We start from the raw sequence: 22,349 nt of genomic DNA on the forward strand, positions 1-22,349 counted from the left end.
ATGTCGTTAACTGCAAAAAACCGCAATTGTTATGCGGTCTTTTGCCATTGAGCAATTTTCTAGTTTGAATTCGATTCGATGAAATTCAGAAAGTTAAGTAAAGCCAGTTTTTTGTTGATTAAAGCTGAGCTTTGACTTCTTCACCAATTAAATAAAAGGTTCCTCCAGCAATATAATGCAAGCTTCGAAGTTCTTTCGGTGCATCTTGAAAATGCCAGTGCCCATCTCTAAAGACGCGGCTATCTGCCCATGCACCTACAACGGAACCAATAAATAAATCATGAGCAGATTGATTATGCGGCTCAGGAATAAGTTTACAGACAAGCCATGCAATGCAACCTGATACAAGGGGGCTAGGAAGACCTTGTTGATAAAATAGTTCAACACCACAATGCTCAAGTTTTTGTGGATCATCTAGCTTACTAATGGTTCCAAGTTGATGAGTCAGATCGAGCTGTGCATAGCAGGGAACTTGTAGGGTGAAATAACCACTTTGTTCCACAAGTTGACGCGTTTTAGTACTTTTGTCGAGAACAACAGTTACTTTGGCAGGGGTGAGCTCTAAGGCACATGCCCAAGCGGCAGCCATTACATTGCGGTCATCACCATGTTGCGCAGAAACAAGGACAGTTGGACCATGATTTAACAAACGATAAGCGTTTTCTAACTCTACAGGTGCAATATATGATTGCGTCATATTTAGCCTAAGTAATAAAGAAAATAGATATTTCTATTCTTGCAGAAAGCTTGAGAGAAGTAATGTGATACGGTAATAACCGAATAAAAAAGTTGTTTCCATTTTATAGCTTTCATAATGACTAACTTAATCATAAAATCATTTAGCTTCTAAGTGAAAGGATTAACGCGTGACCGAGCTTCAAGATATCGATTTTGTAGAGTTAAGTGATGAAGAAATGCATCTCTATAGCCGTCAGATTTTACTTGATGGATGGGATATTGAAGCTCAGGAAAAACTCAAACTTGCCAATGTGCTGATTGTTGGGGCTGGCGGAATCGGGTGTAGCAGTGCAGAGCTACTAGCGCGAGCCGGGGTTGGAAAAATTACTCTGATTGATGCAGATACTATTGAGATAAGTAACTTACAGCGTCAAATTGCATTTGGTCATGAAGATATTGGTCGTTATAAAGCGGAAATTCTTGCAAAGCGTTTACAGAAAATTAACCCTTATATCTGCGTTGAATACTATAACGAACGTTTAGACGAACATAACATTGATAGACTGGTTGAACATCAAGATGTGGTGTTAGATGGCTGTGATAATTTTGCAACACGCTATTTGGTAAATGCAGCTTGTAAGAAGCATCAGGTCGCTTTAATTAGTGCTTCAGCAATTGGTTTTCAGGCACAAATGTTTATGGTTGAAGGAGATTCAGCGTGTTATGAATGTCTTTTTCCAAAAGAACAGCATGGTAATGAAGGCCTACGCTGTGCAGAATCAGGCGTACTTGCAACTACTCCTGTAATGATAGCGTCATTACAAGCACATCACACTTTGCTGTATTTAGGACTCAATTTGACCCCTTTAAAACAGAAACTATTACTGTGGGATGGTTTAAACATGACACAACGTATTGTTAGTTTTGATAAAGATGTAAATTGCCCACTTTGTCAGGCAAGTTAATCAGTAAATGAAACAAAATTTGCTACACTCAACCTGAATGATTTGGTTTTGAAGAAATATGAAAAAAAATATTTTGTTTGATGGGCTGCGTTCAGTCGCCCGCATTGGTGAAACAGCAGTGGTTGCGGCCAAAGCTGGAATTAAATACGCAACTGAAAAACCAAGTAATGCCAAACTCATGCGAGAGACTTTTGAGTCACTTGGCTCAACTTATATCAAGCTTGGTCAGTTTATTGCGAGCACACCATCGCTTTTCCCTCGTGAATATGTAGAAGAATTTCAAGGCTGTTTAGACCAGACCCCAACGCTGCCATTTAGCTATATTCAAGGCGTACTTGCTTCCGAGTTTGAAGGGCGAGATTTAAATCAGATTTTTAGCTATATTGATGAAAAGCCTTTAGCTTCTGCTTCAATTGCTCAGGTCCATGCGGCCAAACTAACCACGGGTGAAGATGTGGTTATTAAAGTACAAAAGCCTGGTGTGGAAACCATTTTATATACAGACTTAAATGTTGTGCATTGGGCTGCCAAGTTGCTTGAACGTGCAGTACCTAAAATTAAGTTTGCTGCTCTTTCTGATATTGTAGATGAAATTAAAACTCGTATGGTCCGGGAAGTTGACTTCATTGAAGAAGCACAAAACTTAGATGACTTTATAGAATATTTAAATATTTCACAAAACCAAGCTGCCACTGCACCTAAAGTTTATCATCAGTTTTCTACACGCCGTGTTTTAACTATGCAACGCCTATACGGTGTGTCTTTGACAGATTTTAGCGTTGTAAAAAAATACGCCAAAGATCCATCGCAAGTACTGATTACTGCCATGAATACATGGTTCGGTAGCCTCATGCTATGTAAGAGTTTCCATGCAGATTTACATGCCGGAAATCTAATGTTGCTCGAAGATGGTCGAATTGGCTTTATCGATTTCGGTATTGTAGGGCAGCTAAACCCAGAGGTCTGGACAGCATGTATGGCCTTTATGGATGCTTTGCAAAAAACAGATTATCAGGCAATGGCTGAAAACATGCTGAAAATGGGCATGACTCATAATAAAGTTGATGTTGATGTATTGGCACAAGATTTAGAGCGCTTATTTAATGGCGTATTAATGTCTGACCCTCAGCAAATACTTGCTTCAAATCCAGCTGATTTAAACGATATTATGCTGGATATGGTGGGTGTTGGTGAGCGCCACGGTATTAAATTCCCTCGAGATTTTGCCTTATTATTTAAGCAAATGCTTTATTTCGATCGTTTTATGCGCGTACTCGCACCATATACTGATATTTATGCAGACCAGCGTTTGAAAATGGTTCAAAATATGGAACCTGCTTCATTATTAAAGCACTAAGGTCAATTTAAATTTATGGATGCCATTATTATTGAAGGCTTGAAAGTTGAGACAGTGATTGGCTGTTTCAACTGGGAAAGACAAATCATTCAACCTTTAATGTTGGATTTAACCATCCATAATGATTTGAGCCGAGCAGCAGAGTCTGACAAGCTTGAGGACACACTCAACTATGCGCAGATTTGTGAGTTATCGGCTCAAACCATTCAACAAGCCAAGCCTGAATTAATCGAGCATGCAGCACATCTCGTTCTGCAATGTTTGTTTGAAACCTTTCCAACAATTGAAAAAATTACCATAACCATCCGTAAGCCCGCCATCATTGCAGAAGCTAATGCTGTAGGAATTCGTCTTGAACGCACCAGAAACAATTTTTGCGCTCGCCCTAGCGAGTAATTTAGACGCAGATCAGCACTTTACTTTTGCTTATATGCAATTGGCAACTTTGGGGAAAGTGCAGTTTTCATCTGTTTATCAAATTCCATGCCGAGATGGTATTGGAGATGATTACTGGAATTCAGCATGTCTATTAAAAAGCACTTTATCGTGTGACCAAATTGAATCTTTTCTCAAGAAACTCGAATCAGATTCTGGGCGTGTTCGTCCATCGCATCATATTTCTTTAGATGTAGATTTGATTGCATGGGGAAGTGATCTGGACCATATGCAATTTAATTCTAAAAAACTACCTTTGGCACTCGATGTCAAAATCCCTTTATATGAACTCTGGCATTGTGAAACCTTAAAGGCTGATAGCATGATTTATCCAGTCGTTAATTTTAAAGTTTAAAGGCTTTCAAACTAGATTTTACGCAAACTTTACGCGGTCTTTAATTTCCTCAATAGAGAATTTACGGGCATTTTATCCATACTGAAATTCACTAAATTAGTGTTATTTCAGGACAATAAAGATGCTTATAAATTCTCAAATGCGCATCTTGCATCAGTCTGGCATTGTCTTATGCGGACTTAAAACAAATGATATTTCTTCATCTCTCCTTATTTCCAGTTTGGCAAATCAAGCCAAGGGGTATAGAGGAGAATAGCCATGTTAGAACTTATACTTGTTTTATTTATTGCTATTTTTCTAGCATGGTGCCTCGGTAAATATCTATCCAAAGTGATGACAAATCAGCCGATGGTGGGCGATGGATTATTTCGCTGGATTGAAAATCCTGTTTATCGCTTGTTAGGTATATCCCCACAACAACAAATGAACTGGAAACAATATTCTCTAGCATTTGTTGTTAGCTGTGTTGTTCTAGCTGTAGCCGTTTTTGCTATTTTTTTGACACAAGCATGGCTACCATTAAACCCCAATCATGCACCAAATATGAGTTGGGATTTAGCATTACACACGGTTATTTCATTTTTAACTAATACCAATCAACAGCATTATTCTGGACAAGCTCAATTATCTTATTTGTCGCAAATGACAGGTATTGTGGGCTTGCAAGTCATTACTCCAATGATGGGGCTGGCTTTAGTTGTCGCGACCTTAAGAGCTTTCTTTTATCAGCGCCCAAGCCATATTGCAGCCGATGTCGCCGAGCAGCCAGACCAAATTTTAATTGGGAACTATTGGGCAGATGTAATTCGCTCTACAGTCCGATTCTTACTTCCGCTCTGTTTTGTCTGGTCTTTATTGCTCAATAGCCAAGGCGTACCAGCGACTTTCCAAGGCGGGCCAGAAGTACAGCTGATTGATAAAGCCAATACAGTTCAAACCCAAAAAATTCCTTTAGGACCAGTTGCACCAATGGTAGCGATTAAGCAATTGGGGAGTAATGGTGGTGGTTGGTATGGTCCAAATAGTAGTGTGCCTTTAGAAAATCCGACACCACTTTCTAATTTATTAGAAATGATTGCGATATTACTTATTCCACTTACCGTGATTTTTATGGTTGGGCATTTTACCCAGCGTAAAAAGTTTGCTTACTTTGTGTTTGGTAGCATGCTTTTCATGTCGATTATTTCAGGTGCGGCGGCTGTCTGGTCTGAGAGTATGTCATCGACAGCATCTCAACTTGCCGTAATGGAAGGTAAAGAACAACGTTTTGGACCAGCCGCATCAGCAGTTTGGGCAGCGATCACTACGCAGGTGAATAACGGTTCGGTCAATATGATGCATGATTCTTCTGCACCGCTTACCGGTCTGGTTGAACTCATTAACATGCTGATTAATGCGATTTGGGGTGGTGTGGGCTGTGGTCTACAACAGTTTATGATTTATCTATTACTTGCAGTATTTATTGCAGGTTTAATGACAGGCCGTACCCCTGAATTGTTCGGACGCAAGATTGAAGCGGCAGAAATTAAGTTGCTCGCGATTATTATCTTGATTCAACCTTTAGTCATTCTTGCATTTACCGCATTAAGCCTCAGCATTCCAGGCATATCTGGAATTAGTAATCCGGGACCACATGGTATTAGCCAAGTGTTCTACGAATATGTTTCTGCATTTGCCAACAATGGTTCAGGTTTTGAAGGTCTTGGAGACAACACTGTATGGTGGAATGTCACTTGTAGTATCGCTCTACTGTTAGGACGTTTTCCGACCTTAATTTTGCCATTAATGATTGCGACACGTTTAGCAGCAAAAAGAAAAGCACCCGAAACAGCAGGTAGTCTTCAAGTTGAAACTCCAACCTTTGCTTTAACGCTGATTACGATTGTTGTGTTGCTTACCTTATTACAATTTATGCCAGTTCTTGTCCTTGGGCCTATTGCCGATCAACTTTTGTTGGTTAAAGGCTAAGGAGGCGAGTGAAAATGAATACACAAACTCATGTAAATAGCCATAAACAAACCATGGCAGTGCCAAATTTTGAAGTTTGGAAAAATGCATTTGTGAAACTGCTACCGCAGCATGCAATTAAAAATCCTGTGATGGCAATCGTATGGCTTGGAACAGTAGTTACTGCAATGAGTACAGTCTTGGGTTACACCACGCTGTTATTTGGTTTCGCGGTTACAGCAATTCTATTTATTACCATTTTATTTGCCAACTATGCTGAAGCAGTTGCAGAGGCTAGAGGTCGCGGGCAGGCATCTTCATTGCGTGCAGCAAGAGAAAATTTAACGGCTCGAAGACTCAACTCTTTGACAGACCGTCAAACCACCCAAATCGCAGCCACTGAACTTCATTTAAATGATTTTATTGAAGTACATGCAGGTGAGCTTGTTCCAGCCGACGGTGAGATTGTAGAAGGCTTTGCCACTATTAATGAATCAGCTGTTACAGGTGAGTCAGCACCAGTGCTACGTGAAGCTGGAACAGACCGTTCAGGTGTTATTGGTGGAACCAAAGTCCTTACAGATCGCATTGTTGTACAAGTGACTGCTGAATCTGGTCAAAGTTTCTTAGACCGTATGATTGCTTTGGTTGAAGGCTCAAATCGCCAAAAAACACCGAATGAGATTGCGCTTGGCTTCTTATTAATGGTGATGACAATCACGTTTTTAATTGTTGTGATTAGCTTGCCATTTATTGCCAAGTATTTGCATATTGAACTTGATCCAGTTGTGCTCGTGGCGCTGTTAGTCTGCTTGATTCCCACAACCATTGGTGGCTTGTTACCTGCGATTGGTATTGCGGGGATGAACCGTGCACTCAAAGCTAATGTTTTGGCAAAATCAGGTAAAGCGGTAGAAGTTGCGGGTGACATTGATGTGCTTTTACTCGATAAAACAGGAACCATTACTTATGGTGACCGTCAAGCGACTTCTTTTTATCCTTTAACTTCGGTAACCGAGTCTGAGTTGAGAGCTGCTGCTTGGGTGAGTTCACTTGCCGATCCAACGCCAGAGGGGAAATCGATTGTTAAGTTAGCAAAAGAACAAGGTTTAAAACAGCAAGAACCTGAGCAAGCCGAATTTATCTCTTTTAGTGCTTCGACTCGAATTTCCGGTGTGAATTTACCGAATGGTGACCAAATTCGTAAAGGTGCTTTAGATGCAATCTTGAAGTTTGTAGATGAAGATTATTCTCAAGATTTAGAGTTAAAAGCACGTGTTGAACAAGTTGCTAAAAAAGGGGCAACACCATTAGTCGTAGCAAATCAACATCATGTACTAGGTGTGATTGAACTTTCAGATGTGATTAAACACGGCATTAAAGAACGTTTTGCTCGTTTAAGAGAAATGGGTATTAAAACTGTGATGGTCACAGGTGATAACCCATTAACTGCGGCCGCGATTGCTGCTGAAGCTGGTGTAGATGACTATATTGCCGAAGCAAAACCAGAAGACAAATTGGCTTGTATTCGCACCGAACAACAACAAGGTCGTTTAGTTGCGATGGTCGGTGACGGAACCAACGATGCGCCGGCATTAGCACAAGCCGATATCGGTTTAGCCATGAACTCGGGTACACAAGCTGCAAAAGAAGCCGGCAACATGGTTGATTTAGACTCAGATCCAACCAAACTACTCGCTGTCGTTGAGATTGGGAAACAGCAGCTGATTACCCGTGGTGCTTTAACAACATTTTCGTTAGCAAACGACGTCTCTAAATACTTTGCCATCTTGCCTGCATTGTTCGCTGCTGCGATTCCACAAATGCAAGTATTGAATGTAATGCACTTAGCAAGTCCAAACAGCGCGATTTTATCTGCATTAATTTTTAACGCGATTATTATCCCGCTATTAATTCCAATCGCACTCCGAGGCGTGAAATTTAAACCTTCAACGGCAACTCAGTTACTACGTCGAAATATGTTGATTTATGGTGTGGGTGGTGTGGTTCTACCATTCATTGCCATTAAGGCGATTGATGTTGTGATTGTTCAATTATTTGGTTTGTAATCTGGAGTTTGAAATGAAAATTTATGTACAAAATTCAGAAGCAAATTTGGGTCAGACCTTAAAAGCATCTTTGGGACTATTAATTTTTACCTTAGTTGGCTGTGGTGCTATTTATAGTGCGATTACTACAGGTGCGGGACAGGTGCTATTTAACAATCAAGCAAATGGTAGCTTGATTGAAATAGGCCATAAAGTCTTAGGGTCAAAGTTAGTCGCTCAGCCATTTGTTGGAGAGGCTTATTTTCATCCACGTCCTTCAGCAGTTGCTTATAATCCGATGGCGATGGCAGGTACAAACTTAGCTCGTACTAATCCTGAACTGAAAAAGCAAATCGACGCTCAGATTATTGCGGTGAAAAAACAAGATCACACGGGCAATACACCGATTCCAAGCGATTTGGTGACTAAATCTGGTAGTGGTATCGATCCGCATATTAGTCCTGAATCTGCTCAGTTACAGGTTACTCGAGTGGCTCAAGCTCGTCATTTAGACCCTCAGATTGTTGAAGGGCTTTTGCAAAAGCATATTGAACCGAAGCAGTTTGGTGTATTGGGGCAAGCTCGTGTTAATGTATTACAGCTCAATATTGCTTTAGATCAATTACAATCTCCACATTAACTTAAAAATAAAGTTGTTAGTTTACCGGATGATATCAAGTGCAAAGCAATCGCGAAAATCAGGCTGAGGCCTTATTAAATCATGTCAACAGATATCAAGCTGGTCGACTAACGGTCTTTTTAGGTGCGGCACCGGGTGTTGGAAAAACCTATGCCATGCTCTCCCGCGCCAAAGAATTATTTCAACAGGGCATAGATGTTGTTGTGGGTATTGTTGAAACCCATGGAAGAATCGAAACTCTAAAAATTTTGGAAGGCTTACCTGAAATTGCTAGAAGGGAAATGCAATATCAGGGGCATACTTTAGAAGAAATGGACCTGGATGCTATTTTGCTTAGGCATCCAGAAATTGTGTTGGTTGATGAGTTGGCTCATCGCAATATACCCAATAGTCGCCATGAACGACGTTGGCAAGATGTCAATGAATTGCTAGATGCAGGTATTGATGTATTTACGACCATTAATATTCAGCATTTAGAAAGCCTAAATGATGTGGTCTACCAGATTACGGGGATTCGGGTAAATGAAACGGTACCAGATCGGGTATTTGATCGTATTCGAGACATTCGCTTAATTGATTTACCCGTCAGTGAACTCATTGAAAGGTTCCACCAAGGAAAAGTCTATGTGCCAGAGCAAGCAAATTTGGCATTACAAGGCTTTTTTAGCATTTCAAATTTAACAGCATTACGTGAACTCGCAATGCAATGCGTTGCAGAACATGTCGATTCAGATTTAAAAGAGAGCTATGCCTCTAAAGGTTTGAAGTCTATATCGTTGCAAAATGAATTAATGATTGCCATAGATGGACAAGGCTCTTCTGAATATTTAGTACGGGCCGGTTGTCGTTTAGCTGAACGCTATGGAGCAACATGGACTGTAGTGAATGTTGCTAAAAGTTTAGACTTTGGACAGAGTTCAGGAAACTCTTATAAAAAAGAATATATCGAGGTTGATCGGGCGTTTGAGCTAGCTCGGCAACTCGGTGGCCGAACAGAGGTTTTATATGGGCCGCGAGTTGCTTCAGTGTTAATGGATGCCGCGGTTGACCGAGGTATTTCCAATCTGGTCATTGGCAAAAGTATTTCGCCGTGGTGGCTAAAGTTATTTAAGAAAAATTTAGCTCAGCAATTATTAAATCAAGAAAACTCGATTGCTTTAACCATTTTGCATCCAGAACAGGGTACCAAAAAGATTAATCAGCTCGAAAAACCTTCATTTTTATCATTAAAAGAAAGTATTTTTGTTCTAGCTGTGACGTGTGCCAGTATTTTTATCGCTCACTTTGCCGAAGTTCTCTTAGGTATTGAAGACTTTTCCGTCATTTTCATTATTTCAGTTTTAATTGTAGCAACCAAAACGAGAATGCTCGCTGCAGTAGTGGCAGCTCTTATTTGTTTCTTAGCCTATAACTTTTTCTTTATTGCACCACGTTTTACCTTACAAATTTCAGCACACCAAGGTGTGGTTACCGTTGTTGCATTTTTTGCGGCAGCTTTAATTGCTGGGCGTTTGGCCTCTCAATTACGTCAGCAGGTTTTATCTTTAAAAGCAGCAAATGCCTACACCACAGTGATGCAAGACTTAGCGCGTAAACTTTCTAGTGCAGTAAACCTTGAAGAAGTCATGCAAACAGGCCGAATGACTTTAGAAACCCAACTTCAAACTAAGGTGTGGATTTCTATTCGAGACAAGGTAATTTCATCCAACATAGAGTTAAACGATAAAGAAAAAGTAGCCGCAGAATGGTGTTTGAAATACAAGCAGCCGTGTGGGCGTTTTACCGATACACTCAGCCAGTCAAACTGGTGGTTTTTACCTCTTTTAGAGCAGAAAAATAGCCTAGGTATAGTGGGAATTTACTTTAAGGACGATGTGGTTTCTCTAAATTTTGAGCAAAAGAAACTGACGGAAAGTGTAATCGAATATATTGCACAGGCAGCACTTCGCACCCAATTGGTCAATGAACTTGAACAAGCAAAAGTCACCAGTGAAACAGAGCGATTACGTTCTGCTTTATTATCTTCGGTATCGCATGATTTACGTTCACCACTTGCTTCGATTATTGGAGCAGCGGACACACTTGCCGATTTTAAAGCTGATATGTCAGAACAAGATCAGCAAGATTTACTCGAAACCATTCATTTAGAAGGCGAACGCTTAGACCGTTATATTCAAAACCTACTTGATATGACACGTTTGGGGCATGAAGGTCTATCTTTAAAAAGAGACTGGATTGGTGTGGACGAATTAATCGGTTCTGCAACCCGCCGTTTAAAGCGCTATAAACCAGATATTCAAGTGGTCGTTCAATTACCTGAACAAACAATTAGTTTATATGTACACCCAGCACTGGTAGAGCAAGCCATTTTTAATGTTTTAGAAAATGCAGCAAACTTTTCACCTTCAGATGAACCAGTCATGATTCGCGCTTCTCTTTTGTCTGAAGATGAAGTGAAAATAGAAATTGAAGATAGGGGTGCTGGAATCCCTGAAGACGAAAGAAACCGCATTTTTGATATGTTTTACACCATGGAGCGCGGAGACCGTGGAAAATTTGGTACAGGTTTGGGGCTAACGATTGTTAAGGCAATTATTGGTGCTCATATGGGTACAATAGAAGCATTTTCAGGGCGCCAAAATAAAGGTACTTTAATTCAAATCAGATTACCCATTCATCCAGTAAAAGAATAAGTTGTAAAGTCATGTTAACTTCAGAAACATCTCCTGTAGAAACACGTATTGTAATTATTGATGATGAGCCTCAAATCCGTAAATTTTTAGACATCGCCTTAAGAACACAAAAATACAAAACCACGCTCTGTGAGACAGGTTACAAAGGCCTAGAAACATTAGCGACCCAAGGTGCTGATTTGGTTATTCTTGACCTCGGCTTACCTGATTTAGATGGCAAAGAAGTACTCCAAGAATTACGTAGCTGGTCGAATGTGCCGGTTATAGTCCTATCTGTACGTGCTGATGAATATGAAAAAGTTGCTTTGCTAGATGCTGGCGCAAATGATTACATGACCAAGCCTTTTAGTGTTCAAGAACTTTTGGCGCGCATACGTGTCATTCTAAGAAATCAACCGATTCAGCAAGAAGCACATGTGTATGACGATGGCTATCTTAAAGTTGATGTCACACAACGATTAGTTTGGGTTGAGCAACAGCCAATTACTTTAACTCGAAAAGAGTTTCAACTTTTGACACTATTAATGCGCTATAAAGGTCAGCTTTTAACACAGCCACAACTTTTAAAAGAATTATGGGGGCCAACCCATCAGGAAGATACTCACTATTTACGTATTTTGGTGGGTAAGTTGCGAAGCAAACTGGGGGATAATGCGATTCAACCACGCTATATTGCTACTGAACCTGGTGTTGGATTACGTTTTTTAGCTCAACAGAAAAATCATTAGATATAAAAAAACCTTAGGGTATTTCTCCCTAAGGGATTGCAAAGTGGTTTATATCTTTTAGTTTTTTTTTATTTAAATATCCCAATGTTGTTCTGCTTCAGTCATTTGGCTGTAAATATTTTGATATTCAGCCTGTTTCACTGTGTGCCAATGTTCTACAAAGTCGGCCCCTAACTATCTTTTTAAAATAAGACTTCCTTTAAATATTTTTTAGGCTTCTGGTTGGTTGTTGGCTAATAAAATATGCTCGTCTTGAAATTTTCTTCTGATTTTATTTTTTTAATTAAACAATATTAAGAATTACGACCTTTCAATTTGGTGAGATGGTCAAACTGATTTAAACTTAAGACTTATCCAGTGAATCACTTATTTTTGAGGTCTTGAATAGAGCAGGACCTTTTAGGGTGTTTACTGGAATTTTATTTTTGCGTTTTTTTTTAATTTATTTTTTGAGTTCTCTTAATATGAAAAATATCGGTTTAGCCATTTTAGCAATCAGCCTTTCAGGTTGTGCTGCAATGAGCGTAGAAGAATGTAAGACTGCGAATTGGTCATTAGTGGGTGAGAAAGATGGTTCAAAAGGTTCGTCACCACGTTTAGATCAATATTATAAAGCGTGTGGAAAAGCCAATGTTGTTCCAGATCAAAAGTCATATGAACGTGGGTATAAAGAAGGTCTAGGGTATTATTGCCAACCAGCGAATATCTTTTATAACGCTTTAGAGGGTAACGGCAATATCAATGTATGCCCAGTTGAGCAGCGTAATCGTTTAAGACCTTATTATCGAGCTGCCTCAGATTACTACAATGCAAAAAATGAATATGACCGTTATGACGAGAAATTTAAGCAATATTCTGATAATGCTTACAACGAAAAAATGAAGCCTGAAGAGCGTGAACGTTATCGTAAGCTTTTAAGAGAGTTACAAATTGACCGTGACCGTATTAACAGAAACTATTGGAACTCAATTCGAGATGTCGAGCGTTTTAAATACGATCATGGATTAAAATAATATTTGAAAAAGGATTGATCCGAATTAGATCAATCCTTTATTTTTTTAAAGATAATAGCTGGTTTTTGTCATAAGTTTTGAAATGGCTGTCATGGTAATTTTCACAGCATAAGGCAATTCAACACCGCCTGCTTCAAGCGCCGTATGACGATGATGTAACTCATCTTCATTCATTTGCTCTAAAATTTTACGAGAGCGATCATCTTGAGCAGGTAACTGGTTCAAATGGTCTTGCAAATGCATGCTTACCTGACGCTCAGTTTCAGCAACAAAACCTAAGCTATATTTATCACCCGCAATACCAGCAAGAGCACCCATGCCATATGAAAGCCCATACCAAATTGGGTTTAATAAACTGGTATGGCTATTTAATTCTTTTAAACGAACTTCACACCACGCTAAATGATCTTGTTCTTCAATTGCTGCTTGTTGCATTTCCTTGCGTACATTTGGCAACTTCGCCGTTAATGCTTGCCCATGATAAAGGGCTTGTGCACACACTTCACCGCTATGGTTAACACGCATTAAGCCTGCGACATGGCGAGCATCTTCTACGCCTAGTTTTGCTTCAACTGATTCGGCTGGATTTTGGCGCTGTGCTGCTGTTGCACCCGGAACAAGACTACGTAATGCTTGATCAAAAGAATTAATAAGCTGATCAATTCCCGTATAGTGGCGCATAAATTAGTCCTCCAAAGAAAGATGTGCTGTGGCAAGCATTGGTTTTAGACGTGCTAGAAGCCAAATACTAAAGATTGCACTAAGTACAGCTGTAATAATAAATAGTATTTTAATATCAATTTTTAAAACACTTAAGATTAAGATTGAAAAAATTGCAGATGAAACCATAAAAACGGCATTTAAAATGTTATTTGCTGCTACAACACGAGCACGATGTGAACGTGGTGAATAAGCCTGCATCATGGCATAAAGGGGAACAATATAAAAACCGCCACTAATGCCCAGTAAAGTCACAGCAATCATAACGTGATAGTAAACCCAACCCTGAGTAAAAATATCTTTTAAAGTAAGTAATGCGCCAGTTCTTTCAGGAACAAAAGCTAGACTGGCAGCAAGGTAGAGCGCGAAAACGGTAAGGCCAATTGCACCAATTGGCACCATTTTAATATTAATTTCTGAACCACCAATTTTTCGGCAAAGAAGAGATCCGACACCAATACCGACTGAAAAGAAAGTAAGCAACAGACTAACTACATTTTCTGATGCATGAAGATTTTGTTGGGTAAGCTGTGGAATTTGCGTTAAATAAGTTGCGCCATAAAACCAGTACCATGAGTTACCTAACAAAATGGTGAACACTAAAGGCAAGCTTTTGGCATATTTAATGGTTTGAAAACTCGTACGAATGAAATTCCAGTCAATCTTTAAATCAGGAGCAGCAACCTTTTGTGGCAAAATGAAGCGACTACATACATAGCCTATGCCAGCAATAATCACCACAGTAAGACTAATCCACAATAAATTCCCATGTGATGATGCAATTACAGCACCACCTAAAATCATCCCAAATAAAATTGCCATTGAAGTGCCCGACTGAAACAGAGCATTACCTGACATTAACTCATGCGGTTTTAATATTTCAGGCAAAATTGCGTACTTAATGGGACCGAAGAATGTCGAATGTGTACCCATCAAAAATAAAGCAAGAAGAAGTAGCCATAAATGGCCCAACATGAAACCAGCAGTACCGATGAGCATAATGATGATTTCTAAGATTTTAATGCCACGGACCAGTTGAGAACGCTCATATTTATCTGCAATTTGTCCAGCAGTGGCTGAAAAAAAGAAATAGGGCAAAATAAACAAGAGAGCTGCTAAATTATTGAGGGTACTTACTGGGGCAGACTGTTGCTGAATCAAACCATAAGTAATCACTAATAATAAAGATTGCTTAAAAACGTTATCATTTAATGCGCCAAAAAACTGGGTAAAAAACATCGGTACAAACCGACGTGATGTCATCAGGTGCTCATCTTGTTTCATCATGTGCAAACTTCATTGTGTTTTATAAAAAAATGTGACCGAGTGTTAATTTGCATCGAAAACCATGTATGATATTTTTAACGCTTGATTAAATGAAAAATCAATGGTTTTGAGTGAGTTTTACACTTACCTTGGTGCGTTTTATTAAAAAATAAGTCTAGAGTTTTCTATGCCTTCTAAAATTAAGTTTAAACAGTCAACTCTCTCTCATTCTATGCATTTAATTTTAAAAATGCAGGGGATTCCTAAACTTATTTGTAGCAGCTTGTTGTTAACAGTTTGTGTAACGCCAAGTTTTGCTCAAACCTCTGTTGAGAATAATTCATCAACTTTAAACCAGACAGTGTCTGATGCGTCAACTGAACAGTCTGATACGGTGAGTCAACAATACGCAGCTCCAATCACAGATATTGCTACACTTGTGACCCAAGCTCAGCAGCAACAAGATAGCTTGGCTATATTGCAACAACAAGAACAATTTCCAAATCAAATTGATGAATTTAAGCCAATTACGCTTGATAATCTTGAAGATTTGCCAGAATTGCCTGTTGATGAAAACATGGCAAATGAAATTTATAAAGTCGCTGAAGAAGCTAAAAATGAAGCGCAGAATTTCCAAAATGGCACTCAGAAGCTACCAGAGGTTACAGTCAGTGATGCAACTCAGTCTGAATTAAATCAGATTAATCAAGCACCTGTAAATATTGACCAGCTGATGCAAGAGATTAAATCTGACAGTAAGATTGTAGTCGAAGCCAATGAAACTGGAAAAACCTTACCTGAATTAACCCCAGAGGCCGAAGAGCCACCTGAGCAAGTTGGTTTCTTTAAGCGTATTTTAAATAAAGTACGCCCACCGCGTGTGATTCCCATGGAGCAAGTGCCACGTATTAGTGCCGAGGTTAATGGTGCTTCAGATGTGTTGGCTAAAAATATTAAAGGTAAATTATCAACATTTACTCAAGAATCATTTGAAGATTTTAATGCTGCCTTACCTCAGCTTAGAACGCTAAGTAATCAGGCTGCTCAAGCAGTGGGTTACTATAATGCAGAGTTCCGATTTGAAAAGTTAAGCCCAAGCCGGGTCCGTGTCAACGTTACGCCAAATGAACCGGTACGAATTAATGAGCAAAATATCGAATTTACTGGTGCGGGTGAAAAACAACCCCAGTTTCAGGTTATTCGTTTAGTTCCTGAACAGGATGTTGGTGATATCTTTAATCATGGTTTATATGAAACCACGAAAGATCGTATTGTTAATGCAGCCTCTGATAATGGTTATTTTGATGCTTATTGGCGTTTGCATGATGTGAAAGTGAGTCAGCCAGAAAATAAGGCTGATATTAACTTGCGTTATGAAACAGGTGAGCGTTACAAATTAGATAAGGTTGAGTTTCGGATGAGTGATCCATCGAAACCATTACCTTTGAACCAAAATATTTTAGAAAGTATGGCACCTTGGAAAGAGGGTGATGACTATGCATTTTGGCGAGTAAATGTATTAGCAAACAACTTAACCAACTCTCGCTATTTTAATTACACTTTAGTTGATTCAATAAAACCTGATCCAATTGAAAAACCACTTGAGTTAGCACCAGATTTACAAGCTTTGGTCGATGAACAAAATATTGATGTGGATGAGTCTAATTTACTTTCACCCGAAGAAAGACAACTTGCTAAAGCACGTCAATTAGCCACCTCTAATAAAGAAGTTACCCAAAACGTAGTAGATGAAAAACAGTTTGCAGGAACACAAAAAGTAAAAGAGGGAGAACCTCAAACAGCAATGTTACAAAGTGCCCCAGGTCAGCAGGATGAAAAAGAAACTGAACAAGATCGTTTGCAAGCTCAAGCACGTGAAACGAAAAGAATTCCAGTCATTGTGACTTTAAATGCAGATAAATTAAACAGTTTGGAAACTGGTATTGGTTACGGAACCGATACGGGCGCGCGTTTACGTAGTCAGTATCGCCGTTCTATTGTCAATAAATATGGACATTCTTTTGATGCAAACTTAGAAGTTTCTCAAATTCGTCAATCTGTGGATGGCCGATACAGTATTCCCTATAAACATCCGTTAAATGATTACTTTAACATTGTGGGGGGATATGAGCGTGAAACACGTGATGATATTGGCCCAGATGTAAGTTTGTTGACTGAGTCTGCCGTGGTTGGTGGAGAGCGCATAATTAAACGTCCATTAGGGAACTGGCAACATACTTTTGGTGTCCGCTATCGTTTAGACCGTTTGACTCAACAGGGTAATGTTGACATTTCTGAGTTACCAGATGCTTTTAAAACTGCTGCATCAGAGCAAGAAGCACTATTATTTAGTTATGAAACCTCTAAAACCTCGAGCAATACACGTTTAAATCCAACGAAAGCTTTTAAACAAACTTATAAATTAGAATTAGGTAGCGAAAGTTTACTATCCGATGCCAATATGGCAATTGCAAGTGCGGGCTGGAGATTTATTTATTCTCTTGGTGAAAATGATGATCATCAATTCGTGGGAAGATCTGACCTTAGCTACATTTTTACCGATGATTTTGACAAAGTTCCGTACAATCTTAGATTCTTTACGGGTGGGGACCAAACAATTCGTGGATTTGACTATAAGAGTCTTTCCCCAGAAGTAGATGGATATAAAATCGGGGGGCAAGCTTTGGCTATAGGTTCTTTAGAATATAACTATCAGTTTAAGGACGGTTGGCGCGCCGCTGTGTTCTCTGACTTTGGTAATTCCTATGATAAAGACTTTAATAATCCAGCAGCTTATAGCGTTGGGGTTGGTATTCGCTGGAAGTCTCCAATTGGGCCAATCCGTTTAGATGTCGCTTCGGGTATTTCAGATGAAAACCATCCGATTCGTTTACATTTCTTTATAGGCCCACAACTTTAAAAATAAAATTTTATTAGGTTTATTTTATGGCGGATGTAGAACAGCAGCCAAATTCGGCACCTAGCTCTCCTAAGAAGCGGCGCATTTTGCGTAGTGTCTTGCTGACGATATTAATCATATTTTTATTATTAGCGTCTTCATTAGTGATCATGATGTCAACAGATCGCGGAAGTCGTTTTTTATTAGATCGGGTTTTAGAAGCTCAGAAAATAATTAAATATGAATACGAAGGCGGAAACTTACTACGCGGTATTATTCTTAAGAATGTTTTGGTGCAATTAAAGGATGTTGATGTTTCCCTAGATCGAGCTGACGTAGGCTTAGGATGGCGCTCTTTATTATTAGAAAAAGAAGTACATTTGAGCCATGCGGATGTGCGTAATTTACGTATTATTAATAAAACTCCCCCTTCTGGTAAGGCGTTTGAATTTAAACCCATTAAGTTGCCATTTGTTCTACGTGTCGATGAAGCTGATGTGGACCATTTAGAGATTAAGTTAGCGACCTCAGATGTAGATTTTCATGATGTTCATTTACAAGATGCGCTCTGGTCAGAGACCAAACTGGAATTTGAAAAATCTAGTATGGATATGGGTTATCTCTCAGTCCACAACGCAACAGGAAAAATGGACTTTAGTGGTAAATATCCATTAAATGCGACAGCAGATTTAAGAATCCCATCTCTAAAAAGTTTGAATATTCAAAATATTAAAGTTGCAGCTCGCGGAAGTTTAGATACTTTAAAAGCGGGTGTTGCAACTACAACTCCCGATTTATTAACGGGATGGGTGGTGTTGCATCCTGTTCGTGATGAAGTTCCAATGCAGGGTGAGTTATTACTAAAAAATTATCACTTACCTTTGCTGGAGGAACAAAAGCTTTTTGCAAAAAATGGCGTAATCAAGTTTCAAGGGGATATTAAACAACTTAATTTAGCACTTGATACAGATTTAAAGGGTGAGAATTTACCTGAAGGTCAGTACAACGCTTTAATGAATACTGATCTGGTCCATCAACTTAATATTACCGATTTTAACGGCCAAGTCATGAAAGGGGCTGTTAACCTTAAAGGCTTAGTGAACTGGAAAGATCATGTTACTTGGGATGTTAAAGGCCGTTTAGACCATATTAATCCGAAAGACAAAGCAATTCCTCAAGTTGTTCAAGACTTTTTACCGCCAAGTCTAGATGCTGCCGTTGCTTCAACCGGTTCTTTAGAAAAAGGTACTGAAGTATTTGCTAATGTCGATTTTGACCGTTACGAGTCTTGGAAACTCAAGTTTAATCAGGCTCCTGAAAAAAATAATAAACCCCAACCAATGCTTATGAATGTGGCTTGGTCGAAAATAGATCGTGCAATGCCTTATATTGGATGGTTAAGCAGTGACAATGGTCAGGTTGATTTAACATTACGTGAGGGTCAGCAAGATATTAAAGTGGCTACAAAAGTATATCAGCATGAAAAAACTTTATTGCCAGCAGGACAATATCTTGCAAATCTCAATGTTAAAGATAATGTTTTAAATGTTCCAAATTTTAGTTTTGCTGCTGAAAAAGGTAGCTTAACTGGACAGGCTAAAGTGTTGCTTCCTACTGAAAAACGTCAGTTGGTTTGGAACGCATTGTTAAATGCAAAAGATTTCAATCCACAAAGTATTCATGCGGCAGCGCCTGTTAATCTTTTAAATGGTTCGATTAAAGCAAATGGTTTTGCTAAACCAAATCAGCAAATCATTCAATTTGAGAAGATAAATTTAACTGGTCGACTGGCTCAAGCGGGTCAGGAGACTGTAACTTTAGGCGGTAAAAGCACAGCAGCATTATTATTCCATGATGTGAAAGCTGGTGGTGGGTTTAAAGGTTTTGCAGTTAATTATGATGGAACTTTAAAAGCCTTAAAACAGGCAAATGGTTTACTGAAGTTTTCTATAGCAGGTACACCTGATTTTATTCGAATTAACCAGTTACAACACGACGGGGTTGCTGGAAAAATCTATGCGACAGGTTCTGTAAATTTAAAAGATCGCATTGCATGGGATATTAATAGTTCATTAGTACGCTTTAAACCTCAATACTTTACCTCAGCTGTAAAAGGTGAAATTTCAGGAAATCTGAAAACTCAAGGGGTTTGGTCAGATCATTTGAAACGAATTAATATTCAGCAATTGAACCTTGCTGGCTTTATAAATAATAAACCTGTTCGTGGTAAAGGTAATTTATCTTTATTGATGGACTCTAATCAAAATGGCTTTTTACCTCAGCAGTTTGAAGCAAATAATTTATTTTTAGTGTATGGACAGAATCAGCTACAAGCGACAGGTAATGCACAAAATCTAAAAATTAAGCTCAATGCACCAGCACTCTATGAGTTATATCCAGGGTTGCGTGGTCGAGCTTACGGCGACCTGAATGTGCAATCACAACCACGTTTAAAAGCTACAGCAAATATCGCAGTAGATAACTTTGCATTTAATACTTTAGTAAGTGTGAAGCGATTGAGTATTCAGGGGGAGCTTCCAACATCGGAAACAACACCGACTCAATTAACAGCAAAACTAGATAACTTGCGTAGTGGAAATAGACTCATTCAGTCTGCTGAGTTGAATTTAACTGGAACAAGGAAAGCGCATTTATTAAAAGTACTTGGCAATAATAGTATTTCCAAGTTCTATGTTCAGTTGGCAGGCGGATTTAACCAAAACAATGATTGGCTAGGCCAGATCCAGAAAGGAAGTTTTGATTCAAAACGAATTCGTCTGGCACAAAATCAAAATGCTCCGGTGATTTTTTCTTCTGCACGATCTGAGTTATATGTAGGTCAACACTGCTGGCAGAGTGCTCATAGCCAACTCTGTTTTGACCAACCAGTACGGGTAAGTAAAGCACGCGGTAATATTTCGTTCGTTACTCAGAACATGGATTTAAGTGACTTCGCGGCATTTATGCCTGAAGGCTTAGCGATGACTGGGCAATTAAATGGTTATGCCAAGGCATCATGGGTAAATGGAGGAAATCCAAAACTTGATGCACGTTTAATTACGCGCAAAGGTGAAATTGGTTTAGCTGCTGAAGATCCTCAAGATCCTCCAACAACGCTAGCTTATGATGAGCTGGGTGTTATTGCAAAAAGTGTAGCTGAAGGGCTGTTGTTCCGTGTTGATGTTAAAACACCTGATATTGGTACAGGATATGCGAATGTTATTATCAATCCATTCCAGCCATCAATGCCAATGCATGGTGAGGTCGCTTTTAATGATGTTCAATTAAAAGTCTTGAAACCATTTATTCAAGATGTCCGCAAACTGAGTGGGACCTTAGCCTTGGCTGGTAAAGTTAATGGTACATTAACTCAGCCACAATTTACTGGTGAAATGCGTCTGAAAAATGGTGCAATCAGTATGATTTCGCTTCCAGTTAATTTGACCAATGTTCAGGTTTACTCATCAATTCGTCAGGACATGGCAACAATTGATGGGGCATTTAACAGTGGACAAGGTGTTGGTCTTCTTAAAGGCAGTTTTGAATGGAAAGATGCACCACGTCTTCAATTAAACCTTAAAGGTGATAATTTACTTGTACGTCAGGCGCCTTTAATTACTGCAATTGCCAATCCAAACCTTACACTGGATATGTATCCTTTTGATAAGCGTTTAAGTTTAAAGGGATCGGTAGATGTTCCTCGTGCACGTATTTCAATGCCGGAAACAACTGCTCCAGTCATTAATACCTCATCAGATGTGCGTATCGTTCGACAAGGCCAAGACCCACTTGCAATTTTACGTGCAGCTAAACCTTGGGATATCCGAGCTGATATTACTGTTAATATTGGAAAACAAGTGATATTCCAAGGCTTTAACAGTAATATTCCGTTAGTTGGTCGTTTGAATTTAACTCAACGTGGCTATGAAACCGCAATGAGAGCTAATGGGGCAATTGGTGTCAGCCAAAAAGTAAAAATTGAAGCCTATGGACAAAGTCTAGATTTAAATCGAGCAATTGCGCGTTTTAATGGGCCATTGGCAAACCCAACTTTAGATATAGACGCAAATAAAAATGTTCAAGGTAGTATGGTTGGAGTACGTGTTACAGGTACTGCCTCATCGCCAAACATTCAAGTTTATAATGACGCAGGTCTTTCTGAACAAGAAGCATTGAATGCGCTTGTGACTGGACGTATTAATGAGGGGGCAAGCGGTTTAAGTAATGCAGAAGGCTTCAAGTCTGATGTAAATAACACCATTGCTGCCGCTGGGATCAGTATGGGCTTAGGTGGTACACGTGCTTTAACGAATCAGATTGGACGTACTTTTGGTTTGAGTGGCTTAGCTTTGGATGCACAAGGTACGGGTGATGATACTCAGGTAAGTTTAACTGGCTATATCACACCTGATTTATTCATTCGTTACGGTGTCGGAGTATTTACTCCAGTCAACAAATTGACTTTACGTTATCAAATGAACCGCCGTTTATATCTAGAAGCAAGTCAATCTTTAGAACGAGCAATCGATCTTTTCTATAACTGGCGTTTCTAAATAAATGAAATAAAAGCTCACTTCTAGTGGGCTTTTATTTTAATGACATCTT

At 39.2% G+C, this 22,349-nt stretch carries 14 protein-coding genes and 2 pseudogenes; 12 read left to right on the forward strand and 4 right to left on the reverse strand.

All coding sequences use genetic code 11. The features are described from left to right. Positions 1 to 118: 118 nt before the first annotated feature. The gene (locus tag ACINWC141_RS12620; RefSeq protein WP_009391834.1) at positions 119 to 697 is read right to left on the reverse strand and encodes a flavin reductase family protein; all 579 of its coding nucleotides are present in this window, start codon (positions 695 to 697) and stop codon (positions 119 to 121) included. 169 nt (positions 698 to 866) lie between these two features. Between ACINWC141_RS12620 and ACINWC141_RS12625 the strand changes: the two genes are divergently transcribed. From ACINWC141_RS12625 to ACINWC141_RS12665, 9 genes are all read left to right on the forward strand, one after another. Then, positions 867 to 1,643 (forward strand): HesA/MoeB/ThiF family protein, encoded by a 777-nt coding sequence (locus ACINWC141_RS12625; protein ID WP_009391743.1) that lies wholly within the window; start codon positions 867 to 869, stop codon positions 1,641 to 1,643. 58 nt (positions 1,644 to 1,701) lie between these two features. After that, positions 1,702 to 3,000 carry an ABC1 kinase family protein gene (locus tag ACINWC141_RS12630; protein WP_009391798.1) on the forward strand — a complete coding sequence of 433 codons (1,299 nt, stop codon included), beginning with the start codon at positions 1,702 to 1,704 and terminating at the stop codon, positions 2,998 to 3,000. A 15-nt stretch (positions 3,001 to 3,015) separates the two neighbouring features. Then, positions 3,016 to 3,396 carry a dihydroneopterin aldolase gene (gene folB, locus ACINWC141_RS12635; protein WP_009391809.1) on the forward strand — a complete coding sequence of 127 codons (381 nt, stop codon included), beginning with the start codon at positions 3,016 to 3,018 and terminating at the stop codon, positions 3,394 to 3,396. Next, positions 3,353 to 3,790 carry a 2-amino-4-hydroxy-6-hydroxymethyldihydropteridine diphosphokinase gene (locus tag ACINWC141_RS12640; protein WP_009391677.1) on the forward strand — a complete coding sequence of 146 codons (438 nt, stop codon included), beginning with the start codon at positions 3,353 to 3,355 and terminating at the stop codon, positions 3,788 to 3,790. The genes folB and ACINWC141_RS12640 overlap by 44 nt, the downstream gene beginning before the upstream one ends. A 258-nt stretch (positions 3,791 to 4,048) precedes the next feature. Then, positions 4,049 to 5,758, forward strand: a complete 1,710-nt coding sequence (gene kdpA, locus ACINWC141_RS12645; protein ID WP_009391779.1) for a potassium-transporting ATPase subunit KdpA — start codon at positions 4,049 to 4,051, stop codon at positions 5,756 to 5,758. An 8-nt stretch (positions 5,759 to 5,766) separates the two neighbouring features. Further along, positions 5,767 to 7,806, forward strand: a complete 2,040-nt coding sequence (kdpB, locus tag ACINWC141_RS12650; RefSeq protein ID WP_081400137.1) for a potassium-transporting ATPase subunit KdpB — start codon at positions 5,767 to 5,769, stop codon at positions 7,804 to 7,806. Positions 7,807 to 7,819: 13 nt separating this feature from the next. Beyond that, entirely contained in the window at positions 7,820 to 8,425 is a 606-nt protein-coding gene (gene kdpC, locus ACINWC141_RS12655; protein ID WP_009391767.1) for a potassium-transporting ATPase subunit KdpC, read from the forward strand. A gap of 38 nt (positions 8,426 to 8,463) precedes the next feature. After that, entirely contained in the window at positions 8,464 to 11,118 is a 2,655-nt protein-coding gene (locus ACINWC141_RS12660; RefSeq protein ID WP_009391759.1) for an ATP-binding protein, read from the forward strand. An 11-nt stretch (positions 11,119 to 11,129) separates the two neighbouring features. After that, positions 11,130 to 11,846: a response regulator gene (locus tag ACINWC141_RS12665; protein ID WP_009391830.1), complete on the forward strand. Its 717-nt coding sequence runs from the start codon at positions 11,130 to 11,132 to the stop codon at positions 11,844 to 11,846. 72 nt (positions 11,847 to 11,918) lie between these two features. Here ACINWC141_RS12665 and ACINWC141_RS19685 read toward each other — a convergent pair. Next, positions 11,919 to 12,107 (reverse strand): annotated as a pseudogene (locus ACINWC141_RS19685) (glutamine synthetase family protein); the annotation flags it as partial. Positions 12,108 to 12,310: 203 nt separating this feature from the next. On the opposite strand from ACINWC141_RS19685, the gene ACINWC141_RS12670 reads away from it, so the two are divergent. Further along, on the forward strand, positions 12,311 to 12,859 hold the full coding sequence (locus ACINWC141_RS12670) for a DUF2799 domain-containing protein (RefSeq protein ID WP_009391792.1): 549 nt from the start codon (positions 12,311 to 12,313) through the stop codon (positions 12,857 to 12,859). A 45-nt stretch (positions 12,860 to 12,904) separates the two neighbouring features. Here the strand turns inward: ACINWC141_RS12670 and coq7 are convergent, their stop codons facing one another. Further along, positions 12,905 to 13,540: a 2-polyprenyl-3-methyl-6-methoxy-1,4-benzoquinone monooxygenase gene (gene coq7 / locus ACINWC141_RS12675; RefSeq protein WP_009391838.1), complete on the reverse strand. Its 636-nt coding sequence runs from the start codon at positions 13,538 to 13,540 to the stop codon at positions 12,905 to 12,907. Between the two features lie 3 nt (positions 13,541 to 13,543). After that, a complete protein-coding gene (locus ACINWC141_RS12680; RefSeq protein WP_009391705.1) occupies positions 13,544 to 14,866 on the reverse strand; it encodes an MFS transporter in 1,323 nt (440 codons plus the stop codon). 391 nt (positions 14,867 to 15,257) lie between these two features. On the opposite strand from ACINWC141_RS12680, the pseudogene ACINWC141_RS12685 reads away from it, so the two are divergent. Next, positions 15,258 to 17,765, forward strand: a pseudogene (locus ACINWC141_RS12685) (autotransporter assembly complex protein TamA); the annotation flags it as partial. A 26-nt stretch (positions 17,766 to 17,791) separates the two neighbouring features. Beyond that, complete coding sequence (locus tag ACINWC141_RS12690; protein WP_034678550.1) at positions 17,792 to 22,297, forward strand: translocation/assembly module TamB domain-containing protein; 4,506 nt, start codon at positions 17,792 to 17,794, stop codon at positions 22,295 to 22,297. Positions 22,298 to 22,349 lie beyond the last annotated feature (52 nt).

Origin of the sequence: Acinetobacter sp. WC-141 (genome assembly GCF_000313935.1) — a bacterium.
In the GTDB taxonomy this organism is placed as follows: Bacteria; Pseudomonadota; Gammaproteobacteria; order Pseudomonadales; family Moraxellaceae; genus Acinetobacter.